The organism is Streptomyces sp. NPDC004111 (genome assembly GCF_042874215.1).
GTDB lineage: Bacteria > Actinomycetota > Actinomycetes > Streptomycetales > Streptomycetaceae > Streptomyces.
The window spans coordinates 147,297-165,135 of record NZ_JBIAMU010000009.1 but is presented as its reverse complement, the minus strand read 5'-3'; the positions used below and the strand labels follow the sequence as shown (position 1 = coordinate 165,135).

At 69.9% G+C, this 17,839-nt stretch carries 15 protein-coding genes; 4 read left to right on the top strand and 11 right to left on the bottom strand.

Translation table 11 applies throughout. The features are described from left to right. Nucleotides 1-117: 117 nt before the first annotated feature. Nucleotides 118-804, top strand: a complete 687-nt coding sequence (locus ACFYVL_RS19315; RefSeq protein ID WP_389246232.1) for a DedA family protein — start codon at nt 118-120, stop codon at nt 802-804. Here ACFYVL_RS19315 and ACFYVL_RS19310 read toward each other — a convergent pair. From ACFYVL_RS19310 to ACFYVL_RS19300, 3 genes are read right to left on the bottom strand one after another with little or no spacing between them, the layout of a single operon-like run. Further along, nucleotides 767-1,624, bottom strand: coding sequence for an HAD family hydrolase (locus ACFYVL_RS19310; protein WP_389246230.1), 858 nt, complete (start codon nt 1,622-1,624; stop codon nt 767-769). The genes ACFYVL_RS19315 and ACFYVL_RS19310 overlap by 38 nt on opposite strands. Continuing rightward, nucleotides 1,621-4,389, bottom strand: a complete 2,769-nt coding sequence (locus tag ACFYVL_RS19305; protein WP_389246229.1) for a phosphoribosyltransferase — start codon at nt 4,387-4,389, stop codon at nt 1,621-1,623. Before ACFYVL_RS19305 ends, ACFYVL_RS19310 begins: the two co-directional genes overlap by 4 nt. A 39-nt stretch (nt 4,390-4,428) precedes the next feature. Further along, the gene (locus ACFYVL_RS19300) at nt 4,429-5,658 is read right to left on the bottom strand and encodes an HpcH/HpaI aldolase/citrate lyase family protein (RefSeq protein ID WP_389246227.1); all 1,230 of its coding nucleotides are present in this window, start codon (nt 5,656-5,658) and stop codon (nt 4,429-4,431) included. 241 nt (nt 5,659-5,899) lie between these two features. Here ACFYVL_RS19300 and ACFYVL_RS19295 point away from each other — a divergent pair, with 241 nt between their 5' ends. Further along, nucleotides 5,900-6,817, top strand: coding sequence for a TerD family protein (locus ACFYVL_RS19295; protein WP_389246225.1), 918 nt, complete (start codon nt 5,900-5,902; stop codon nt 6,815-6,817). 99 nt (nt 6,818-6,916) lie between these two features. Here ACFYVL_RS19295 and ACFYVL_RS19290 read toward each other — a convergent pair whose 3' ends face one another. The 6 genes from ACFYVL_RS19290 to ACFYVL_RS19265 all read right to left on the bottom strand — a co-directional run bounded on the left by ACFYVL_RS19290 (nt 6,917) and on the right by ACFYVL_RS19265 (nt 11,425). Then, complete coding sequence (locus ACFYVL_RS19290; protein WP_389246224.1) at nt 6,917-7,663, bottom strand: Tellurium resistance; 747 nt, start codon at nt 7,661-7,663, stop codon at nt 6,917-6,919. Nucleotides 7,664-7,807: 144 nt separating this feature from the next. Then, a complete protein-coding gene (locus ACFYVL_RS19285; RefSeq protein ID WP_389246222.1) occupies nt 7,808-8,950 on the bottom strand; it encodes a DUF475 domain-containing protein in 1,143 nt (380 codons plus the stop codon). 46 nt (nt 8,951-8,996) lie between these two features. Further along, nucleotides 8,997-9,572, bottom strand: a complete 576-nt coding sequence (locus ACFYVL_RS19280; RefSeq protein WP_389246220.1) for a TerD family protein — start codon at nt 9,570-9,572, stop codon at nt 8,997-8,999. A gap of 111 nt (nt 9,573-9,683) precedes the next feature. After that, entirely contained in the window at nt 9,684-10,259 is a 576-nt protein-coding gene (locus tag ACFYVL_RS19275) for a TerD family protein (protein WP_389246218.1), read from the bottom strand. 151 nt (nt 10,260-10,410) lie between these two features. After that, nucleotides 10,411-10,869: a peroxiredoxin gene (locus tag ACFYVL_RS19270; protein ID WP_389246216.1), complete on the bottom strand. Its 459-nt coding sequence runs from the start codon at nt 10,867-10,869 to the stop codon at nt 10,411-10,413. Between the two features lie 115 nt (nt 10,870-10,984). Further along, nucleotides 10,985-11,425, bottom strand: a complete 441-nt coding sequence (locus ACFYVL_RS19265; protein ID WP_389246214.1) for a DUF3052 domain-containing protein — start codon at nt 11,423-11,425, stop codon at nt 10,985-10,987. A gap of 471 nt (nt 11,426-11,896) precedes the next feature. On the opposite strand from ACFYVL_RS19265, the gene aceE reads away from it, so the two are divergent. Together aceE and ACFYVL_RS19255 are read left to right on the top strand one after the other, a co-directional pair. Beyond that, nucleotides 11,897-14,629, top strand: coding sequence for a pyruvate dehydrogenase (acetyl-transferring), homodimeric type (gene aceE, locus ACFYVL_RS19260; protein ID WP_389246212.1), 2,733 nt, complete (start codon nt 11,897-11,899; stop codon nt 14,627-14,629). 78 nt (nt 14,630-14,707) lie between these two features. Continuing rightward, a complete protein-coding gene (locus ACFYVL_RS19255; RefSeq protein WP_389246210.1) occupies nt 14,708-15,511 on the top strand; it encodes a potassium channel family protein in 804 nt (267 codons plus the stop codon). Here the strand turns inward: ACFYVL_RS19255 and ACFYVL_RS19250 are convergent. Beyond that, on the bottom strand, nt 15,492-15,965 hold the full coding sequence (locus tag ACFYVL_RS19250) for a peptidase inhibitor family I36 protein (protein ID WP_389246574.1): 474 nt from the start codon (nt 15,963-15,965) through the stop codon (nt 15,492-15,494). The genes ACFYVL_RS19255 and ACFYVL_RS19250 overlap by 20 nt on opposite strands. A 212-nt stretch (nt 15,966-16,177) precedes the next feature. Continuing rightward, a complete protein-coding gene (locus ACFYVL_RS19245) occupies nt 16,178-17,788 on the bottom strand; it encodes an MFS transporter (RefSeq protein ID WP_389246208.1) in 1,611 nt (536 codons plus the stop codon). Nucleotides 17,789-17,839 lie beyond the last annotated feature (51 nt).

Sequence of the window (17,839 nt, the reverse complement as noted above, 5' to 3'; positions counted from 1 at the left end):
CCGGCCGGGGCGCTTCGCACATTGCGGAAAACCGCAGTCTTTTCCTGCGGTGCACCGCAGTCGATCCTGCGGTCTTCTTCAGTGTGCCTTCAGCCTCGGTTCCCTAGCGTGGAATGCATGATCGAAAGCAGCGCACCTCAGTGGATCAACACCCTCATGGACACCATGGGGGCGCCGGGCGCCGGCCTCGCCATCGCCCTGGAGAACCTCTTTCCCCCGCTCCCGAGCGAAGTGATCCTCCCCCTCGCCGGGTTCGCGGCGGGGACGGGGCGGATGGATCTGTGGGCCGCCCTGCTGTGGACCACGGCCGGCTCGGTGATCGGCGCGCTCGCGCTGTACGGGGTGGGCGCGCTCCTCGGGCGGGAGAGGACGGTGGCGATAGCGGCGAAGCTGCCGCTGGTGAAGGTGTCGGACATCGAGCGGACCGAGGCCTGGTTCGCGAAGCACGGGACGAAGGCGGTGCTGTTCGGCCGGATGATTCCGATCTTCCGCAGCCTCATATCGGTGCCCGCGGGGATCGAGCGGATGTCGATACCGGTGTTCCTCGGGCTCACCACGCTGGGCAGCGCGGTGTGGAACACCCTGTTCGTGCTTGCCGGATATCTGCTGGGCGACAACTGGGAGGAGGTGACGGGTTATGTCTCGGTGTACTCGAAGGTGGTGCTGGGCGTGGCGGGACTCGCGGTGGTGGCCTTCGTCGTGGCGCGGGTGGCCAGGAAGGGCAAGGGGCGCAGGCGCCTGGAGCGGACGGACCCCGGGCCGGCCGTCACCGAGCGGGCAGGCTCCGGTCTGCCGCGCGAATGAACTGCCGCAGGATCTCCTCCCCGGCGGCGATCCCGCTCTCGGGCAGGGCGGTGATCCCCGGGGCGCTCCACCCGCTGTCGGCGAGTTCGCCGTGGCCGGGGCGCCAGCCGAGGTCGGCCGCCCGCAGCAGGTCCGCGTCGAGGAGGGAGTCTCCCGCGGCGAGGGTGAGTGTGGCACCGGTCCGCCGGGCCACCTCGCGGACGGCGGCGCTCTTGGTGAGCGGGTCGGGCACGACGTAGATCTTGCGGCCCTGGAGGGAGACGTTCCAGCCGCGCGGTGCGGCCCATTCCGCGAGTTGCTTGACCCAGCCGTCCGGGAGCAGGGTGCGCTCGACGACCAGGTAGGCGAAGAGGTCCTCGGCGACCCGGTCCTTCAGCAGCCAGCCGGGGTCGGCCGTGCGTGCCAGGTGGGCGCGGATCTCGGCGAGCGGGGCGCACTCCTCGGCGAGCCGCCGGGCGACCTGCTCCTGCCAGTGGGGGTCGGACACCCCGTTCACGAGCAGGTGCCCGCCGTTGGCGCAGATCGCGAACTCGGGTGCGGGTCCCGGGAGATGGATGCGGTGGTACTGCTCCCGGGTACGGGTCGTGGTGGGTACGAAGAGCGTGCCCGGGGTGCTGTCCGCCAGCTCGGTCAGGAGTCCGGCGGCGGTCTCCGTGACGTAGGAGAGCGGCTTGCCGTCGTACACCTCGACGCACAGCAGGCGCGGCGCCTCCGCGTCGGGCATGCGCAGCCCGAGCGCGGCGGACGAGTAGATCAGGGTGCGGTCGAGGTCGCTGGCGACCAGGACGGGGCCGCTCACGGGGTGCGGGGTGGTGCTCACTTGGTGTCGACCGCCTTGCCGTCGGCGCCGGTGGCACCCCGGGTGAAGCGGGGGTGGATGAGTCCGACGCAGGTGTACGGGAGGTTGTCGACCTCCTCGATGGGCACGCCGCGCTGTTCCGCCAGGAGGCGGACGTGGCCGAGGTCCGCGCCGGCGCCGCGCCGGGCGAGGATCTTCCAGGGGACGCGCCGCAGCAGGACGCGGGTGGTCTCGCCGACTCCGGGCTTGACGAGGTTGACGTCATGGATGCCGTAGTCCTCGCTGATGCGCTCCACGGCGGCCCAGCCCTCCCAGGTGGGGGTGCGGTCCCGGCCCTGGAGGGTCTTGACCTCGGCGTCGACGGCCTCGGTCACCTCGTCGAAGCGGGCGGCGACCGTGTCGAGGAACAGCTGGGAGACATCGGTGTCCGCGAGTTCGCGGTAGAACTTCCCGCCGTGGAAGTCGTTGGGGCCGACCAGGTCGGACCGGAGCACGGTGCGCGAGATCAGTCCGGAGACCGTGGAGTTGAGGCACGCGGACGGGATGAGGAAGTCCTCCCGGGTGCCGAAGGTGCGCACGCAGGAACCGGGGTCGGCGAGGACCGCGATCTCCGGGTCGAAGCGCCGGGGGGTGTCGTCGGCACCGTCGGCCCGCGCGACCCCGTCGGCGCCGCCGGTCAGGTCGACACCCTCGGCGCGGCGGGCGTTCTCGGTCCGGTGGAACTCGGTTATCGCGTCGGCGAGTTCGCGGGTGATGGCGCCCTTGCCGGTCCAGCCGTCGACGAAGACGACGTCCGCCGGGTCGTGGTGGGCGGCGAGCCACCGCAGGGCGTTGGCGTCGATGCCGCGGCCCCGGACGATGGACACGGCGTAGTGCGGGAGGTCGAGCCCGTGCCGGTGCTGCGCCCAGCGCCGCATCAGTACGCCGACGGGGGTGCCGGCCCTGGCGAGCGAGACCAGGACGGGGCGCGGCGAGCGTTCGGCGAGCACGGTCTCGGTGACGGTGCCGACGGCCTGCGCGATCCGGGCGGCGGACTCCTCCAGCGCCGAGCGGAACAGCTCCTGGTACTCGGCGGTCGGCTGGTACTCGACCGGCAGCGACTCCGCGTAGTGTGCGCCGCCCGCCTGGATCGCCTCCTCGCGCTCCTCCGTGGGCGCTTCCAGGGACACGTCGGAGAGGTCCTGGAGGAGCCAGCCGACGTCCTGCGGCGCGTAGGAGGAGAAGGAGGGCCCCCTGAGGGGCTCGGGGAGGACCGACGGGACGGGCGGCACGAGGGTCTCGGGACGGGGTTCGGGCACGGACTGCTCCAGCGCTTGCGGGGTGGTGCGAGGGACGTACGAGGGGAGGACCACGAGCAGTACCCGGTCCGTGTGCGCGCGCAGGCGCGCCAGGAGGCCGTCGGGAGCGTGCAGTCCGGGGGTGTCGGCGACCGAGTCGACCACGACGACCACCGCGTCGAAGCCCGCTCCGGCGACGTTGTAGGCATAGCGCTCGCCGGGGCCGTCGGCGGGGTCGTCGTGGGCGGGGAAGACCAGCCGGGTGCGAATCGCGTAGCCCGGGTCGTCCACGGCGAGGACGGGCGAGCGGGTGGTGGTGGAGTAGCGGACGTCCGCGCCGGTCCGCCCCTCCAGGGCCTCGCCGAGCCGCAGCGGCGCGTACATCAGTTCCTCGAAGCCGAGGACCAGTACGCGGGCGCCGGCACCGAGGCCGGACAACGCGTCGTCGATCCTGGCGGCCATGGTGGGGAGGGCTTCCTCCAGTCGGGCCCGGTGCGCGGGCAGGAACCCGTGGCGCCCGCCGTCGGGGAGCCCCTCGGGCCAGGACAGCTCCAGCCGCACGGCCTCCGCCCCGGGCACCGGCCGCTGCGGACTCCCCTGCTCCTGCCCCGGCCCTCGGCCCTGCCCCCGCTGCTGCGGCTGCCCCTGCTGCTGACCCTGCTCCTGCTCGGGCCCCCGCTCCTGTTTGGCCTCCTCCTCCGCCACCAGGCGCCGGCCCCGTTCCAGGACGTCTTCGGGGAGGCGGACGGTGCCACGGGCGCGGGCGATCAGGTCGACCCGGGCGCCGATCTCGGTGGCGAAGTCGGCGAGGCGGCCCTGGTCCCGGGGGGAGCGCATGTCGACCAGGGCGACGACGACGTACCACCGGCGGGGGTGGCGGGCGTGCAGGTCGCGGATGGTGTTCAGGACGGTGTTGCCGGTCGAGAACTCGTCGTCGACGAGCACCAACGGGCCGTCACCGGAGAGCAGTTCGGGGTTCTCGGGGAGGATCAGGTGCGAGGTGGCGTGGGAGTGGGCCTCCTCGAACCCGCCTGCCGCCGCGACCCCGGCGACCGGCCGCCGTGTCGAGTGGAGGTACGGGGCGAGGGCGAGACCGTCGGCGACGGAGTGGCCGAGGCCGGTTGCGGTCTCGGCGTAGCCGAGGACGAGCGCGCGGGCGGCCTCGCGCTCGCCCAGGAGTTCCCGCACCCGGCGGCCCAGTGCGAGTCCGGCGCCGTACACCAGCGAGGGCTTCTGCGGGACGTGCTTGCCGAGGATGTGGGAGACGAGGAGGTGGGCACGCTTGGGGTTGCGGCGCAGGGCGAGGCCCAGCAGGTCGGTCAGCGTCTCGCCTTCCTCGGCCCCCGGACCCGCGGTCGCGTTGCCGCCCGCGCCCACGGTCGCGTCCGCACCCGCGTTCACCCCCGCGCCGTCGTCGCCTCCTGCGGGGCCGACGAGTTCCACGCCCAGGCGTTCTGCCACCCAGCTGCCGGACCACACCACGTCGTTGCTCTCTCTTCCTTGTTCCACGGATCAGTCTTGATCCACGGGCCGATCCGATGGGACGGGTCAGTCCGTGAGGCCGGTGAGGCCGGTCGTCAGGAGTTCCACGAAGCCGATGTCCTCCCGCGCCACTCCGAAGGCCTCGGCGCGCAGCAGGGTGCGTTCCGCCCAGGCACGGTGCGGCTTCACCTCGTTCATCTTGTTGGTGTAGGCCGAGCGCAGCACGCCGCCCCCGTCCCGGTCCGGCTGGAGGATGTCCCGGGCGTCGCTGAACTCCTCGTGGCTGACCACCGAAAGCACGTGCACGGGCAGCACGTGCGAGGGGTGGATGCAGGTCTTGCCCTGGAGGCCGTTGGCCCGGTCGAGGCCGATCTCGCGCAGCAGGCCGTCCATGTCGTGCTCGATGAGGGCGGTGCGCAGTTCCTCGGCCCGGCCCTCCAGGAAGGGGCTGCGGCGCAGCTGCGGCTTGAACATCCGCTCCTGGACCTTGAAGTACTCCCAGACCGGGCCGGTGATGGTGAAGCCGGTGCCGTCCGAGCGGCCGAGGACGTTGACGACGTCGCCGATGGCGCCAGCCACGATCTGGACGTCGTACGCCGTCATGTCGGGCGCCCTGCGCAGTCCGTACGCGGAGCAGAAGTCGGTGACGCCCAGGCGCAGGGCGAGCACCCGGTCGCGGTACTTGTCGACGGTGCGGGCGATTCCGGCCAGGGTTTCGGCCCTTGTTTCCAGGTGCAGCAGCTCCGGGGACTCCAGGACCGGCATCGCGAAGAGCCGCTGTCCGCTCCTGGCCTCGGCCTCGGCGAGGGCCTCCAGGAAGGGGACGCCACGCTCCTCGGTGAACTTCGGAAGTACGAATCCGGACAACAAGCGGACCGAGTCGCCGAACCGGCGCACCAGGTCGGGTATCTGCTCCGGTTCCCGCACCCGGACGAAGAGCAGCGGTATCGGCGGGGCGGGCGGTCCGTCCGTGGCGCCCGTTCCCCGCCCGGTGAGCCCGGTGGCGCCCCGGGTGCGCTCGGCGAGGGCTGCGAACTGCCGCACGAGGTTCTCCTCGGCGCCCGTGACCTCGGCGTCGTCTATGGAGTCCTCCAGGCACAAAACCATGGAGACCACACCGCGGCCGGCCTGTTTGAGCACGTCGTCGGCGAGGCGGGGCCGGGTGGCGGGGCTGTAGAGGGTGGCGCCGAGCGCGGCCGCGAGCAGCGGCGCCGGGGAGCCCGCGTCGAACTCGCAGGGTTCCTGGTGGAACAGCCGCTGACGCAGAGCGGCCGGGATATGCCCGAAATGACGCATGTGGTTTCCCCGTTTGCTGCTCTGGACTGCCTGGTGTGGGTTCGGCACGGCACCGTGGCCGCCCCGGAGGGCGCGGATCCGTGGCTGGTTATGGCCGGTAATAGTACGTAGGAGCGGGTGGCAGAAGTTCCCCTTGTACGTGAATTCCAGGTAACCGGGTCCACGCGGCTCCGCTCATGACCGTACGGGAACCGGCCCCCCGCGTTGTCCGCACGGCCCGGAGGAAGGCAGGATGACGGGCATGAAGCAAGCGATGCTGAAGGGCGCGAACGTTCCGCTCGCCGCCACGGCCGTCCGGGCCGTGCTCCGCTGGACCCCCGGCCCCGGCGTCCCCAGCGTGGACGCCTCCGCACTGCTTCTGGGCTCGCAGGGGCGGGTGCGCTCCGACGAGGACTTCGTCTTCTACAACCAGCCCCGGCACCCGTCGGGACTGGTGCGCCGGCTGGCCCTGAAGCGGGTCGCCGAGGGAATGACGGACACCATCGCCGCGGACCTGACGTCGCTGGACGCCTCCGTGGACCGGGTGGTGATCGCCGCCTCGTTCGAGATCAACAACGGTGCGGCCACCCTCGACCTCGTGCGGGACCTGCGGATCCTGGTGTACGACGCGGGTCCCGGCGCCGCCGAGGGCGAGCCGCTCGCGCTGTTCGACGTGAAGCCGGAGACCGGTGAGGAGACCGCCGTGATCTGCGGCGAGATCTACCGGCGCGGGGACGGCTGGAAGTTCCGGGCGGTCGGGCAGGGCTATCCGACCGGGCTGATCGGGCTGGCCACCGAGTTCGGGATCTCCGTCGACGAGGGCGAGGAGGAGGGCACCGCCGCGCCCGCCGGGGAGGAACCGGCGCAGGCCGCCGCGGCCCGGCCGACGACCGATCCCTCCGCGGTGACGACCACCGTGCCGCCGCCCTCGCCGCCGTTCCCCGCTCCCGCGCAGGGTCAGGTTCCCGTGCAGCCGGTGCAGCCGCCGCCCGCGCAGCCCGCCTACGGCTACCCTCCGTCCGCTCCGCCCGCGGCCCCGGCGGAGCCCGCCTACGGCTATCCGCAGCCGGCGTCGGCCCGGCCCGCGTACGGCTACCCGCAGCCCGCTCCGGCCGCCGCGCACGCGCCGGACCCGAACTTCCGGCTGCCGCCGCAGGGCCCGCAGTTCATTCGCGCCTGACACCCCTTCCGGGCCGGGCGGGGCAGGCCGTTTGCCGGGCCCGGTCCACCACCCGGCCCGGCCCACGCCTGCGTCCGGTCGTACCTCGGCCGGCCCGGTCTACGCCTTCGTCTTGTAGCCGCGGCCCCACTGGAGGCCCCACCCGTAGAGCCGGTCGAGTTCGGCCTGGAAGCCGTAGACGAACTTCACCTCGCGGCGCACGACCAGGCCCTCCTTGGCGTTCTCGATGCTGAGGACGGCGCAGGAGCGGGCCTGCGGGGCGCGTTCGTCGAGTTCGATCTCGATGCGCGGCCCGTTGCTCGGGTAGAGCGTGACGACCGCGTGCGTGCGGTCGAAGGCGGGCGTCTGGTCGTAGATGTAGACGAAGACCAGCAGCCGGGCGATCTCCTCGCGGTGGTCGAGGTTGATGAATATCGTCTCGCCGGAGGGGGCGCCGAACCGGTCGTCGCCGCTGAGCTTCACGTACGGCGGGGCGTTCATGTCGCCGAAGAAGCCGCCGAGCGGCTGCACCACGCCCTTGGCGCCGTCCTTCAGCTCGTACAGGCAGCCGAGGTCCAGGTCGACGTTGACGACGCCCTGGGTGTGGGCCTGGACGACGTCGGGCTGGAAGAACCGCAGGGGGCGGGTGAGGAAGCTGCCGCTGTCCTTCTGCCGGCCGCCGATGTCGGAGGTGCGCATGCGCCAGGAGAGGTTCACCCGCAGACTGCCGCTGTCCGCGCCCTGCTTGGTCAGCGAGACCACCGGGTGCCGCTTGGTGAGCTCGATGGAGTTGGTCGCGGCGCTGCCCGAGTCGAACTGCGCCTCGTTGCCCTTCCACAGGCTGCTGATCCGGTCCCAGACGGCCATGCGGTCCTCCCCACGATGTCGCTTCGCCCCGCTGCACCCCAAAAGGGGCGGCCCCGCCGGCTCGCACCGTGCGTGGCCGCCCCGTTCAGAGCGTTCCTCAATACAGACCGGGTCACACCCCGGAATCGGCCCCGTAAGGACGGGTCAGACTCCGGAGGCGACTTCGTTCTGCTCACTGGGTTTGCTTCCGCCCTCCGCCTCGATCCGCTTGTTGCGGCGTACCGAGGACCAGAAGGACCAGGCGATCAGGAGGACACCGACGCCACCCGTGATGACCTCGTGGATCTCGTACTGGATGGTGACGAGCAGGATCACGGCGAGGGCGCCGATCGCGTAGTGCGCGCCGTGCTCCAGGTAGACGTAGTCGTCGAGGGTTCCCTGACGGACCAGGTAGACCGTCAGCGAACGCACGTACATCGCGCCGATGCCGAGGCCGAGCGCCATGAGGACGATGTCGTTGGTGACGGCGAAGGCACCGATCACGCCGTCGAAGGAGAACGACGCGTCGAGGACCTCCAGGTAGAGGAACATGAAGAAGGCGGCCTTGCCCGCGAGGGCCATGCCGGTGTTCTTCTTGCCCGTGCGCTTGGCCTCTTCCTCGGCCTCGTGCTCGCGCTCCTCGTCCTCCTCCAGCTTGTTCTCGAAGAAGCTGGAGAGCCCGCCGACGATCAGATAGGTGATCAGACCGGCGATGCCGGAGATCAGGACGGTCTCGGCCTTGTTGACGTGCGCACCGCCGTGCTGGTGGGCGTTGACGGCGAAGGTCATCGACGTGATCAGCAGGACGATCAGCGCGATGCAGACCGACAGCATGTCCACCTTGCCGAGCTTGGCGAGCGGACGCTCCAGCCAGGCGAGCCACTTGATGTCCCGGTCCTCGAAGATGAAGTCCAGGAAGATCATCAGCAGGAACATGCCGCCGAAGGCGGCGATCGACGGGTGGGCGTCGGTCACCAGCTGCTTGTACATGTCCTTGTCGGTCATCGCCAGGTCGACGGCCTCGATGGGCCCGATCTTGGCACTGACGGCCACGATGACGACGGGGAAGACCAGCCGCATGCCGAACACGGCGATGAGCACGCCGATCGTGAGGAAGATCTTCTGCCAGAAGGCATTCATCTTCTTCAGGATCCCGGCGTTGACCACCGCGTTGTCGAAGGACAGCGAGATCTCCAGGATGGACAGGATCGCCACGATTCCGAAGCCGGTCCACCCCCCGTAGAGAACCGCCGCGACCAGGCCGAGCGCGGTGACCGCGAACGACCAGCCGAAGGTTTTCAGAACCACTGGCTACCCCTCGTTGAGTACATCTCTCCCCCGCGTGTGCGGGGCTTTAAGAAACGTTGACCCCGAAGTCTAGAGCGATGCCTCGCAGACCCGACGCATACCCCTGCCCAACCGCACGGAACTTCCACTCCCCGCCGTACCGGTAGACCTCGCCGAAGATCATGGCCGTTTCGCTGGAGGCGTCCTCGCTCAGGTCGTAGCGGGCCAGTTCCTGACCGTCCGCCTGGTTCACGACGCGGATGAAGGCGTTGCTGACCTGGCCGAACGTCTGGCCGCGGTTGTCCGCATCGTGGATGGACACCGGGAAGACGATCTTGTCCACGGTCATCGGCACCTTGGAGAGGTCGATGAGCAGGGACTCGTCGTCGCCGTCACCCTCGCCGGTGAGGTTGTCACCGGTGTGTTCGACGGAGCCGTCGGGGCTGGTGAGGTTGTTGTAGAAGACGAAGTACTCGTCGCCGAGCACCCGGCCGTCCTTGCACAGCAGAGCGCTGGCGTCGAGGTCGAAGTCGGCCCCGGTGGTGGAACGTGCGTCCCAGCCGAGTCCGACGAGCACCTGTGTGAGGTTCGGAGCGGCCTTGGAAAGGGAGACATTGCCTCCCTTGGCGAGCGTGACGCCCATGATCTTTTCTTCCTCCCCGCGGTGGAGCAGTGAATGAGGCGCGTCCGGCGCCGCACTGGTTCAGTGCGGCGCCGGACGAAGTGCGGCCTGGCCCGGGGGCCGAGGCCCGGCTCAGACGTTGACGCCGAAGTCCTGCGCGATGCCGCGCAGGCCCGAGGCGTAGCCCTGGCCGATGGCACGGAACTTCCACTCCGCGCCGTTGCGGTACAGCTCGCCGAAGACCATGGCGGTCTCGGTCGAGGCGTCCTCACTGAGGTCGTACCGGGCGAGCTCGGTATTGTCGGCGGCGTTCACGACGCGGATGTACGCGTTGCGGACCTGGCCGAAGCTCTGCTGGCGGGACTCGGCCTCGTAGATCGAGACCGGGAAGACGATCTTCGCGACGTCGGCCGGTACGCCGGCCAGGTTCACGTTGATGACCTCGTCGTCGCCCTCGCCCTCACCGGTGAGGTTGTCACCGGTGTGCTCGACGGAGCCGTCGGGGCTCTTGAGGTTGTTGAAGAAGACGAAGTTCGAGTCGTTGGCGACCTTCCCCGCGTCGTTGGTCAGGATGGCGCTGGCGTCGAGGTCGAAGTCGCCGCCGGTGGTGGTGCGCGCGTCCCAGCCCAGACCGACGACGACCGCCGTCAGGTTCGGGGCGGCCTTGGACAGCGAGACGTTTCCGCCCTTGCTGAGGCTGACTCCCACGAGTCCTCCAAAGTGTGTCGAGGGGCTCGGGAAAAGCCCTGCCCCCGTAGTGCAGCTGGCATCGGATCAACGAGTTGATCCTAGTGACCGGTTCCCGGTCACGGCAGGACTTAAGTCCCGAATTCCTCGGGTCCCAAGGCTCTCGCCGGGATCAGAGCGTGTCGAGGGCCCTGACGTAGTCGTCCGGGTCCCGGGCGTCCGGGAGCCCGTTGACGACCGACCACCGCACGACGCCCTCCTTGTCGATGACGAACGTGCCGCGCACGGCGCAGCCCTTGTCCGAGTCGAAGACGCCGTACGCCCGCGAGACGTTGCCGTGCGGCCAGAAGTCGGACAGCAGCGGGTACTCCAGACCCTCCTGGTCGCCGAAGACGCGCAGGGTGTGGATGGAGTCGCAGGAGACGGCCAGCAGCTGGACTCCCTTGTTCACGAACCTCTCCAGGCCCTTCTGGAGGGCGGCCAGCTCGCCGGTGCAGACCCCGGTGAAGGCGAAGGGATAGAAGAGGAGGACCACGTTCTTCTCGCCGTGGAAGTCGGACAGGCGCACGGTGCGGCCGTGGTTGTCCTTGAGCGTGAAGTCCGGGGCCGCGGCGCCCACCTCGATGGCCATCAGATGTTTCCTGCCTTCCACTGGGCCGTACGGGTTGCGGCCAGCCTACGCAAAAGGTCCCCGCCGACCTGCGTCGACGGGGACCGTTCGTGCTGCGATGAGGCGTTACCGGCTGTCAGCGCTTGCCGGACTTCGCCGCCTTCGGCGTGACGAGACGGCTGCCCGTCCAGTCCTTGCCCGCATTGATGCTCTTGGTCTGCGAGAGACCGGCGGTCTGTGCGGCTTCGTTGATGTCGCTCGGTTCGACATAGCCGTCACGGCCGGTCTTCGGAGTCATCAGCCAGACGGTGCCACCGTCTTCGATGAGCGTGGTGGCGTCCACCAACGCGTCCGTCAGATCGCCGTCCTCGTCCCTGAACCACAGGACGACGGCGTCAGCCACGTCGTCGTAGTCCTCGTCGACGAGTTCGCCGCCGATGATCTCCTCGATGGCTTCGCGGAGCTCCTGATCGACATCGTCGTCGAAGCCGATCTCCTGGACCACCTGCTCGGGCTGGAAACCCAGCCTCGCGGCAGGGTTGGTCCGCTCCTCCGCGTGGTCCGCGGTCGCGCTCACGGATTGCCTCCTGATCTGTTTTCGGGAAGTGCTTTTTCAGCAATGTGCCTGAGCCGCGCGCGTGCGCGGCATTGGCCGTAGTCCACACGGGCGGGACCGATCGCGCAAGTACCCGGCCGCCCGGACCGCCGAAACGGTGACGGATGGGACGCCCCCGCCGCAACTTCTGACGCCCCGCGAAGCCCGCGCAGTGATTCATCCCACACCATTAGGGACGCTTTGTGTGGTTCTGCTCCTTCGTTGCGCCATTCGGGGACGAACGGTTTGACGAAACACGTGAACGGGTGGGGCGTAAGGTTGCGATTTGGTCGAAGCCGGTCATTGGCGGCGGCCGGGCGGTCGATCTGCAATCAGCGGTTACCCCTCGGTAGAGATGACGTTTACGTCCCCTGGGTACACGATGGACAGCGGCGCGACACCCAGACTGTGACACCCCGTACGTGGTCAATTCCCTACCAGCGAAGGAACAGCGTGGCTTCCGGATCCGATCGCAACCCGATCATCATTGGCGGCCTGCCGAGCCAGGTCCCGGATTTCGATCCCGAGGAGACCCAGGAGTGGCTCGACTCGCTCGACGCGGCCGTCGACGAACGGGGCCGCGAGCGGGCCCGCTACCTGATGCTCCGACTGATCGAGCGTGCCCGCGAGAAGCGCGTGGCCGTGCCCGAGATGCGCAGCACGGACTACGTCAACACGATCGCGACCAAGGACGAGCCGTTCTTCCCCGGTGACGAGGAGATCGAGCGCAAGGTCCTGAACGCGACCCGCTGGAACGCGGCCGTGATGGTCTCCCGGGCCCAGCGCCCCGGGATCGGCGTCGGCGGCCACATCGCCACCTTCGCCTCCTCCGCCTCGCTGTACGACGTGGGCTTCAACCACTTCTTCCGCGGCAAGGACGAGGGCGACGGCGGCGACCAGATCTTCTTCCAGGGCCACGCCTCGCCCGGCATCTACGCCCGCGCCTTCCTGCTCGACCGGCTGACCGAGACGCAGCTCGACGCGTTCCGCCAGGAGAAGTCCAAGTTCCCCAACGGGCTCTCCTCGTACCCGCACCCGCGCCTCATGCCGGACTTCTGGGAGTTCCCGACCGTCTCGATGGGCCTCGGCCCCCTCGGTGCGATCTACCAGGCCCGGATGAACCGCTACATGGAGGCGCGCGGCATCGCCGACACCTCCAAGTCGCACGTCTGGGCCTACCTCGGCGACGGCGAGATGGACGAGCCCGAGTCGCTGGGCCAGCTGTCCATCGCCGCCCGCGAGGGCCTGGACAACCTGACCTTCGTCGTCAACTGCAACCTCCAGCGCCTCGACGGCCCCGTGCGCGGCAACGGCAAGGTCATCCAGGAGCTGGAGTCGCAGTTCCGCGGCGCCGGCTGGAACGTCATCAAGCTGGTCTGGGACCGCTCCTGGGACCCGCTGCTCGCGCAGGACCGCACCGGCATCCTGGTCAACAAGCTCAACACGACGCCGGACGGCCAGTTCCAGACGTACGCCACCGAGACCGGCGCGTACATCCGCGAGCACTTCTTCGGCGACGACCAGCGGCTGCGCGACATGGTCAAGGACATGACCGACGAGCAGATCCTGCACCTCGGGCGCGGCGGCCACGACCACAAGAAGGTGTACGCGGCCTACGCGGCGGCCAAGGCGCACAAGGGCCAGCCGACGGTCATCCTGGCGCAGACGGTCAAGGGCTGGACGCTGGGCCCGAACTTCGAGGGCCGCAACGCGACCCACCAGATGAAGAAGCTGACCGCCGAGGACCTCAAGCGGTTCCGCGACCGGCTGCACATCCCGATCGCGGACAAGGACCTGGAGAACGGCGCCCCGCCGTACTACCACCCGGGCCGCGACTCGGAGGAGATCCAGTACATGCACGACCGCCGGCAGTCGCTGGGCGGGTACGTGCCGAGCCGGGTGGTGCGCGCCAAGCCGCTCGCGCTGCCCGAGGACAAGACGTACGCGGCTGCGAAGAAGGGTTCCGGCTCGCAGTCGATCGCCACGACCATGGCGTTCGTCCGCGTACTGAAGGACCTCATGCGGGACAAGGAGATCGGCAAGCGGTTCGTGCTGATCGCACCCGACGAGTACCGCACCTTCGGCATGGACGCGTTCTTCCCGAGCGCGAAGATCTACAACCCGCTCGGCCAGCAGTACGAGGCCGTGGACCGCGATCTGCTCCTCGCCTACAAGGAGTCGCCGACCGGGCAGATGCTGCACGACGGCATCTCCGAGGCGGGCTGCACGGCTTCGCTGATCGCGGCGGGCTCCGCGTACGCCACGCACGGCGAGCCGCTGATCCCGGTGTACGTCTTCTACTCGATGTTCGGTTTCCAGCGCACCGGTGACCAGTTCTGGCAGATGGCCGACCAGCTTTCGCGCGGTTTCGTCCTGGGTGCGACCGCCGGCCGTACGACGCTGACCGGTGAGGGCCTCCAGCACGCGGACGGCCACTCGCAGCTGCTGGCGTCCACCAACCCGGGCTGCGTCTCCTACGACCCGGCCTTCGGGTACGAGATCGCGCACATCGTGCAGGACGGTCTGCGGCGGATGTACGGCGAGAACGCCGAGGACGTCTTCTACTACCTGACCGTCTACAACGAGCCGATCCAGCACCCGGCCGAGCCGGAGAACGTGGACGCCGAGGGCATCCTCAAGGGCATCTACCGCTTCAAGGCCGGCGAGAAGGGCCGAATCCCGGCCCAGATCATGGCCTCGGGCGTGGCGGTGCCGTGGGCCGTCGAGGCGCAGCGGATCCTCGCCGACGAGTGGGACGTCAAGGCCGACGTCTGGTCCGCGACGTCCTGGAACGAGCTGCGGCGCGAGGCCGTGGAGTGCGAGGAGCACAACCTCCTGCACCCCGAGGAAGAGATCCGCGTGCCGTACGTGACGCAGAAGCTCACGCACGCCGAGGGTCCGTTCGTGGCCGTCTCCGACTGGATGCGTTCGGTTCCGGACCAGATCTCGCGCTGGGTGCCGGGGACGTACACCTCGCTGGGCGCGGACGGCTTCGGCTTCGCCGACACCCGTGGCGCGGCCCGTCGCTTCTTCCACATCGACGCGCAGTCGATCGTCCTGGCGACGCTCTCCGAGCTCGCCAAGGAGGGAAGGGTCGACCGTTCGGTGCTCAAGCAGGCGGTGGACCGCTACCAGCTGCTCGACGTGACGGCGGCCGACCCGGGCGCCGCGGGCGGCGACGCCTGAGGCCCGGTAGGCAACCAGCAGCGGTGTGAGAAGGGCGGCGGGCCCCTGGGGTCCCGCCGCCCTTCGGCGTTCCCTACGATGCCGGGCATGAAGCAGCAAACCGCTCAGATCCGGTGGGAGCGGCGCACCCAGATCCCCCTCCTCGCCCTCGCGCTGGTCTTCGCCGTCGCGTACGCGGTGCCGATCGTCGCGCCCGACGCCGCCCCCGGGGTGCACCGCGCCTGCGCGGTGACCGAGTGGGCGGTGTGGGCCGTCTTCGCCGCGGACTACCTGGTCCGGCTGTCGCTGGCACCGGCCAAGTGGCTGTTCGTCCGCAGCCATCCGCTGGATCTGCTCGCCGTACTGCTGCCGCTGGCGAGGCCGCTGCGGCTGCTGCGGCTGGTGGCGACGCTGCTGCTGGTGGGGCGGCGGGCCCGGATGGCCCCGCAGATCACGCTCACCGCGTACGTCGGCGGTGCGGTGGTGGGGCTCATGATGTTCGGTTCGCTGGCGGTGCTGGAGGTGGAGCGGGACGCCCCGGAGGGCAACATCAAGAACCTGGGCGACGCCGTCTGGTGGTCCTTCACCACCATGACGACGGTGGGTTACGGCGACCACTCCCCCACCACCGGGCTCGGGCGGGTGCTCGCGGTCGGGCTGATGCTGTCGGGGATAGCGCTCCTGGGTGTGGTGACGGCCAACATCGCCGCCTGGTTCATCGCCCGCTTCGAGCGGGACGACGCCGAGGAGCGCCGGCAGACGGAGCTGCTGGAGGCGCTGACGCGGGAGATCAAGGAGCTGCGGGCGGAGGTCGGCCGGCTCTCGTCGGACGGGGCCGCGACGACCCTGCCGGCCGTACCCCCGCAGGGCCCGGGTGCGGGGCTCAGCTCTCCCAGACCTTGAACGCCCGCACCCGGTAGGGCGACTGCGGCACCCAGCTGCCGCCGCCCGGATAGGTGTCGAACTCGCCGGTCTCCGCGCACTCGGCCGACTGGTACGTGGTGACGGGGCGGCCGGTGCGGTTGGCCAGCGCCTGCGCGTCGGTGCCGGGCGGCAGCGGTACGCAGGACTCGATGTCGGTACCGGCCAGCTCGTGGGCGTACCGCTTGCCCCGGAAGCCGGGGTGCTGCCAGAGGCAGAGCTCGCCGGCGGCACAGCTTCCGAGCCGGACGTCGGGCGCGGGACCGGGGGCCTTCGGCCGGGCCGCGGGGTACAGGGCCGTCGCGGGCGCGGGGGCCTGCGCGGGCGCCGGGGTGTTCGTCGCGGCTGCCGGGGCCTGCGCCGGTGCCTCCGCGACGGCGGTGTGCGGCAGCAGTGCGGTGGCCGTCAGGGTGGCGGCGAGTGCGGTGGTGCGCAGCAGCTTCATAGGAATCGTCCCCCCGTTTCCGTGGCCGCAGTTCGGTGTGCGGCTCTCCGTGGCACCACCGTGACCTGCGCAAACGTACCGGCGAAAGGGGGTGGGCAGGGGATCACCCGGATAGGCGACAGCCCCGCCGGAACCGGTCCGACGGGGCTGCTGGGGCGCGGAGTTGACGCTTGTGCGGGTGCCGGTGACGTACCGGCACGACCTCAGATGTGGACGCCGCCGCCCGAGGCGTCCGCGTTCTCACCGCGCTTGGTGAAGAAGGCGACGAGTGCCGCGACCACGGCGACGCCTCCGGCGATGGAGAAGGCGAAGCCCATGCCCGACACGAACGTGTCATGGATGACGCCGCTGATCGCCTTGACCCCTTCGGGCGTCATGCCCGGCGCCTTGGCCAGTTCGGCCGGGACGATGCCGAACTCGGCGGCCTGTTCCAGCTGCGGCGACGGCGGGGCCGGAATGCCCGCCTCCTTCCAGTTGCCCGCGAACTCGGCACTGACCCGCGAGGACATGACGGCACCGAGGACGGCCGTGCCGAGCGCACCGCCGACCTGCATGCCGGCCTGCTGGAGGCCGCCGGCCACGCCGGACAGCTCCAGCGGGGCGTTGCCGACGATGACCTCGGTGGCACCGACCATGACCGGCGCGAGGCCGAGGCCCAGCATCGCGAACCAGAGCGACATGGTGAGCGTGGAGGTGCCGACGTCCAGGGTGGACATGCCGAACATGGCGATCGCGGTGAAGACCATGCCGCCCACCAGCGGCACCCGCGGCCCGAACTTGGTGATCAGCATGCCCGCGACGGGCGAGGCGACGATCATCATGCCGGTCAGCGGCAGCATGTGCAGACCGCTGTCGACCGGGCTCATGCCGTGCACGCCCTGGAGGTAGAACGTCACGAAGAAGATGCCGCCGAGGAACGCGAACGCCATCAGGACCATCAGGACCACACCGGCGGACAGCGGTACGGAGCGGAACATCGCCAGCGGGATCAGCGGTTCCTTGGCCTTGGTCTCCCAGAAGGCGAACAGGGCGAAGAGGACGACGGAACCGCCCATGCACGCCCAGGTGTTGGCACCGTCCCAGCCCCAGGACTCACCGGCCTTGATGATGCCGTAGATCAGTGCGCCCATCGCCCCGGAGAGCAGCAGGATGCCGGGGATGTCGAAGGACCTGGGCGCCTTCTCCGCACGGTGGTCGAGCAGGATGAACAGGCCGAAGAGCAGGGCCACGATGCCGACCGGCACGTTGATGAAGAAGACCGACTGCCAGCTGACGTGCTCGACGAGGAGACCGCCGACGATCGGGCCGCCCGCGGTGGAGGCGCCGATGACCATGCCCCAGATGCCGATCGCCATGTTCAGCTTCTCGGCGGGGAAGGTGGCGCGCAGCAGGCCGAGCGCGGCCGGCATGAGCAGCGCGCCGAACAGGCCCTGGAGCACGCGGAAGGCGATGACCAGGCCGATCTCCTTGGAGAAGCCGATGGCGGCCGAGGAGGCGGCGAAGCCCGCGATGCCTATCAGGAAGGTCTGCCGGTGGCCGAAGCGGTCACCGAGCTTGCCCGCAGTGATCAGCGCGACCGCGAGGGCGAGCAGATAGCCGTTGGTGATCCACTGGACGTCGGCCAGGGATGCCTTGAGGTCGTGCTGGATGGCGGGGTTGGCGATGGCGACGATGGTGCCGTCGAGGGCGACCATCATGACGCCGATGGCCACGGAGAAGAGCGTCAGCCACGGGTGGCCGCGAAGCCCCTTGGCCTTCTGCGGTGCGGGGTCGGGGCCCGGCGGCACCTTGTCGAGCGTGGTCTGTGCAGTCATGCTGCTCAGATTAGTGACAGTCGCTGACACTTGACGAACCAATTCACAAGC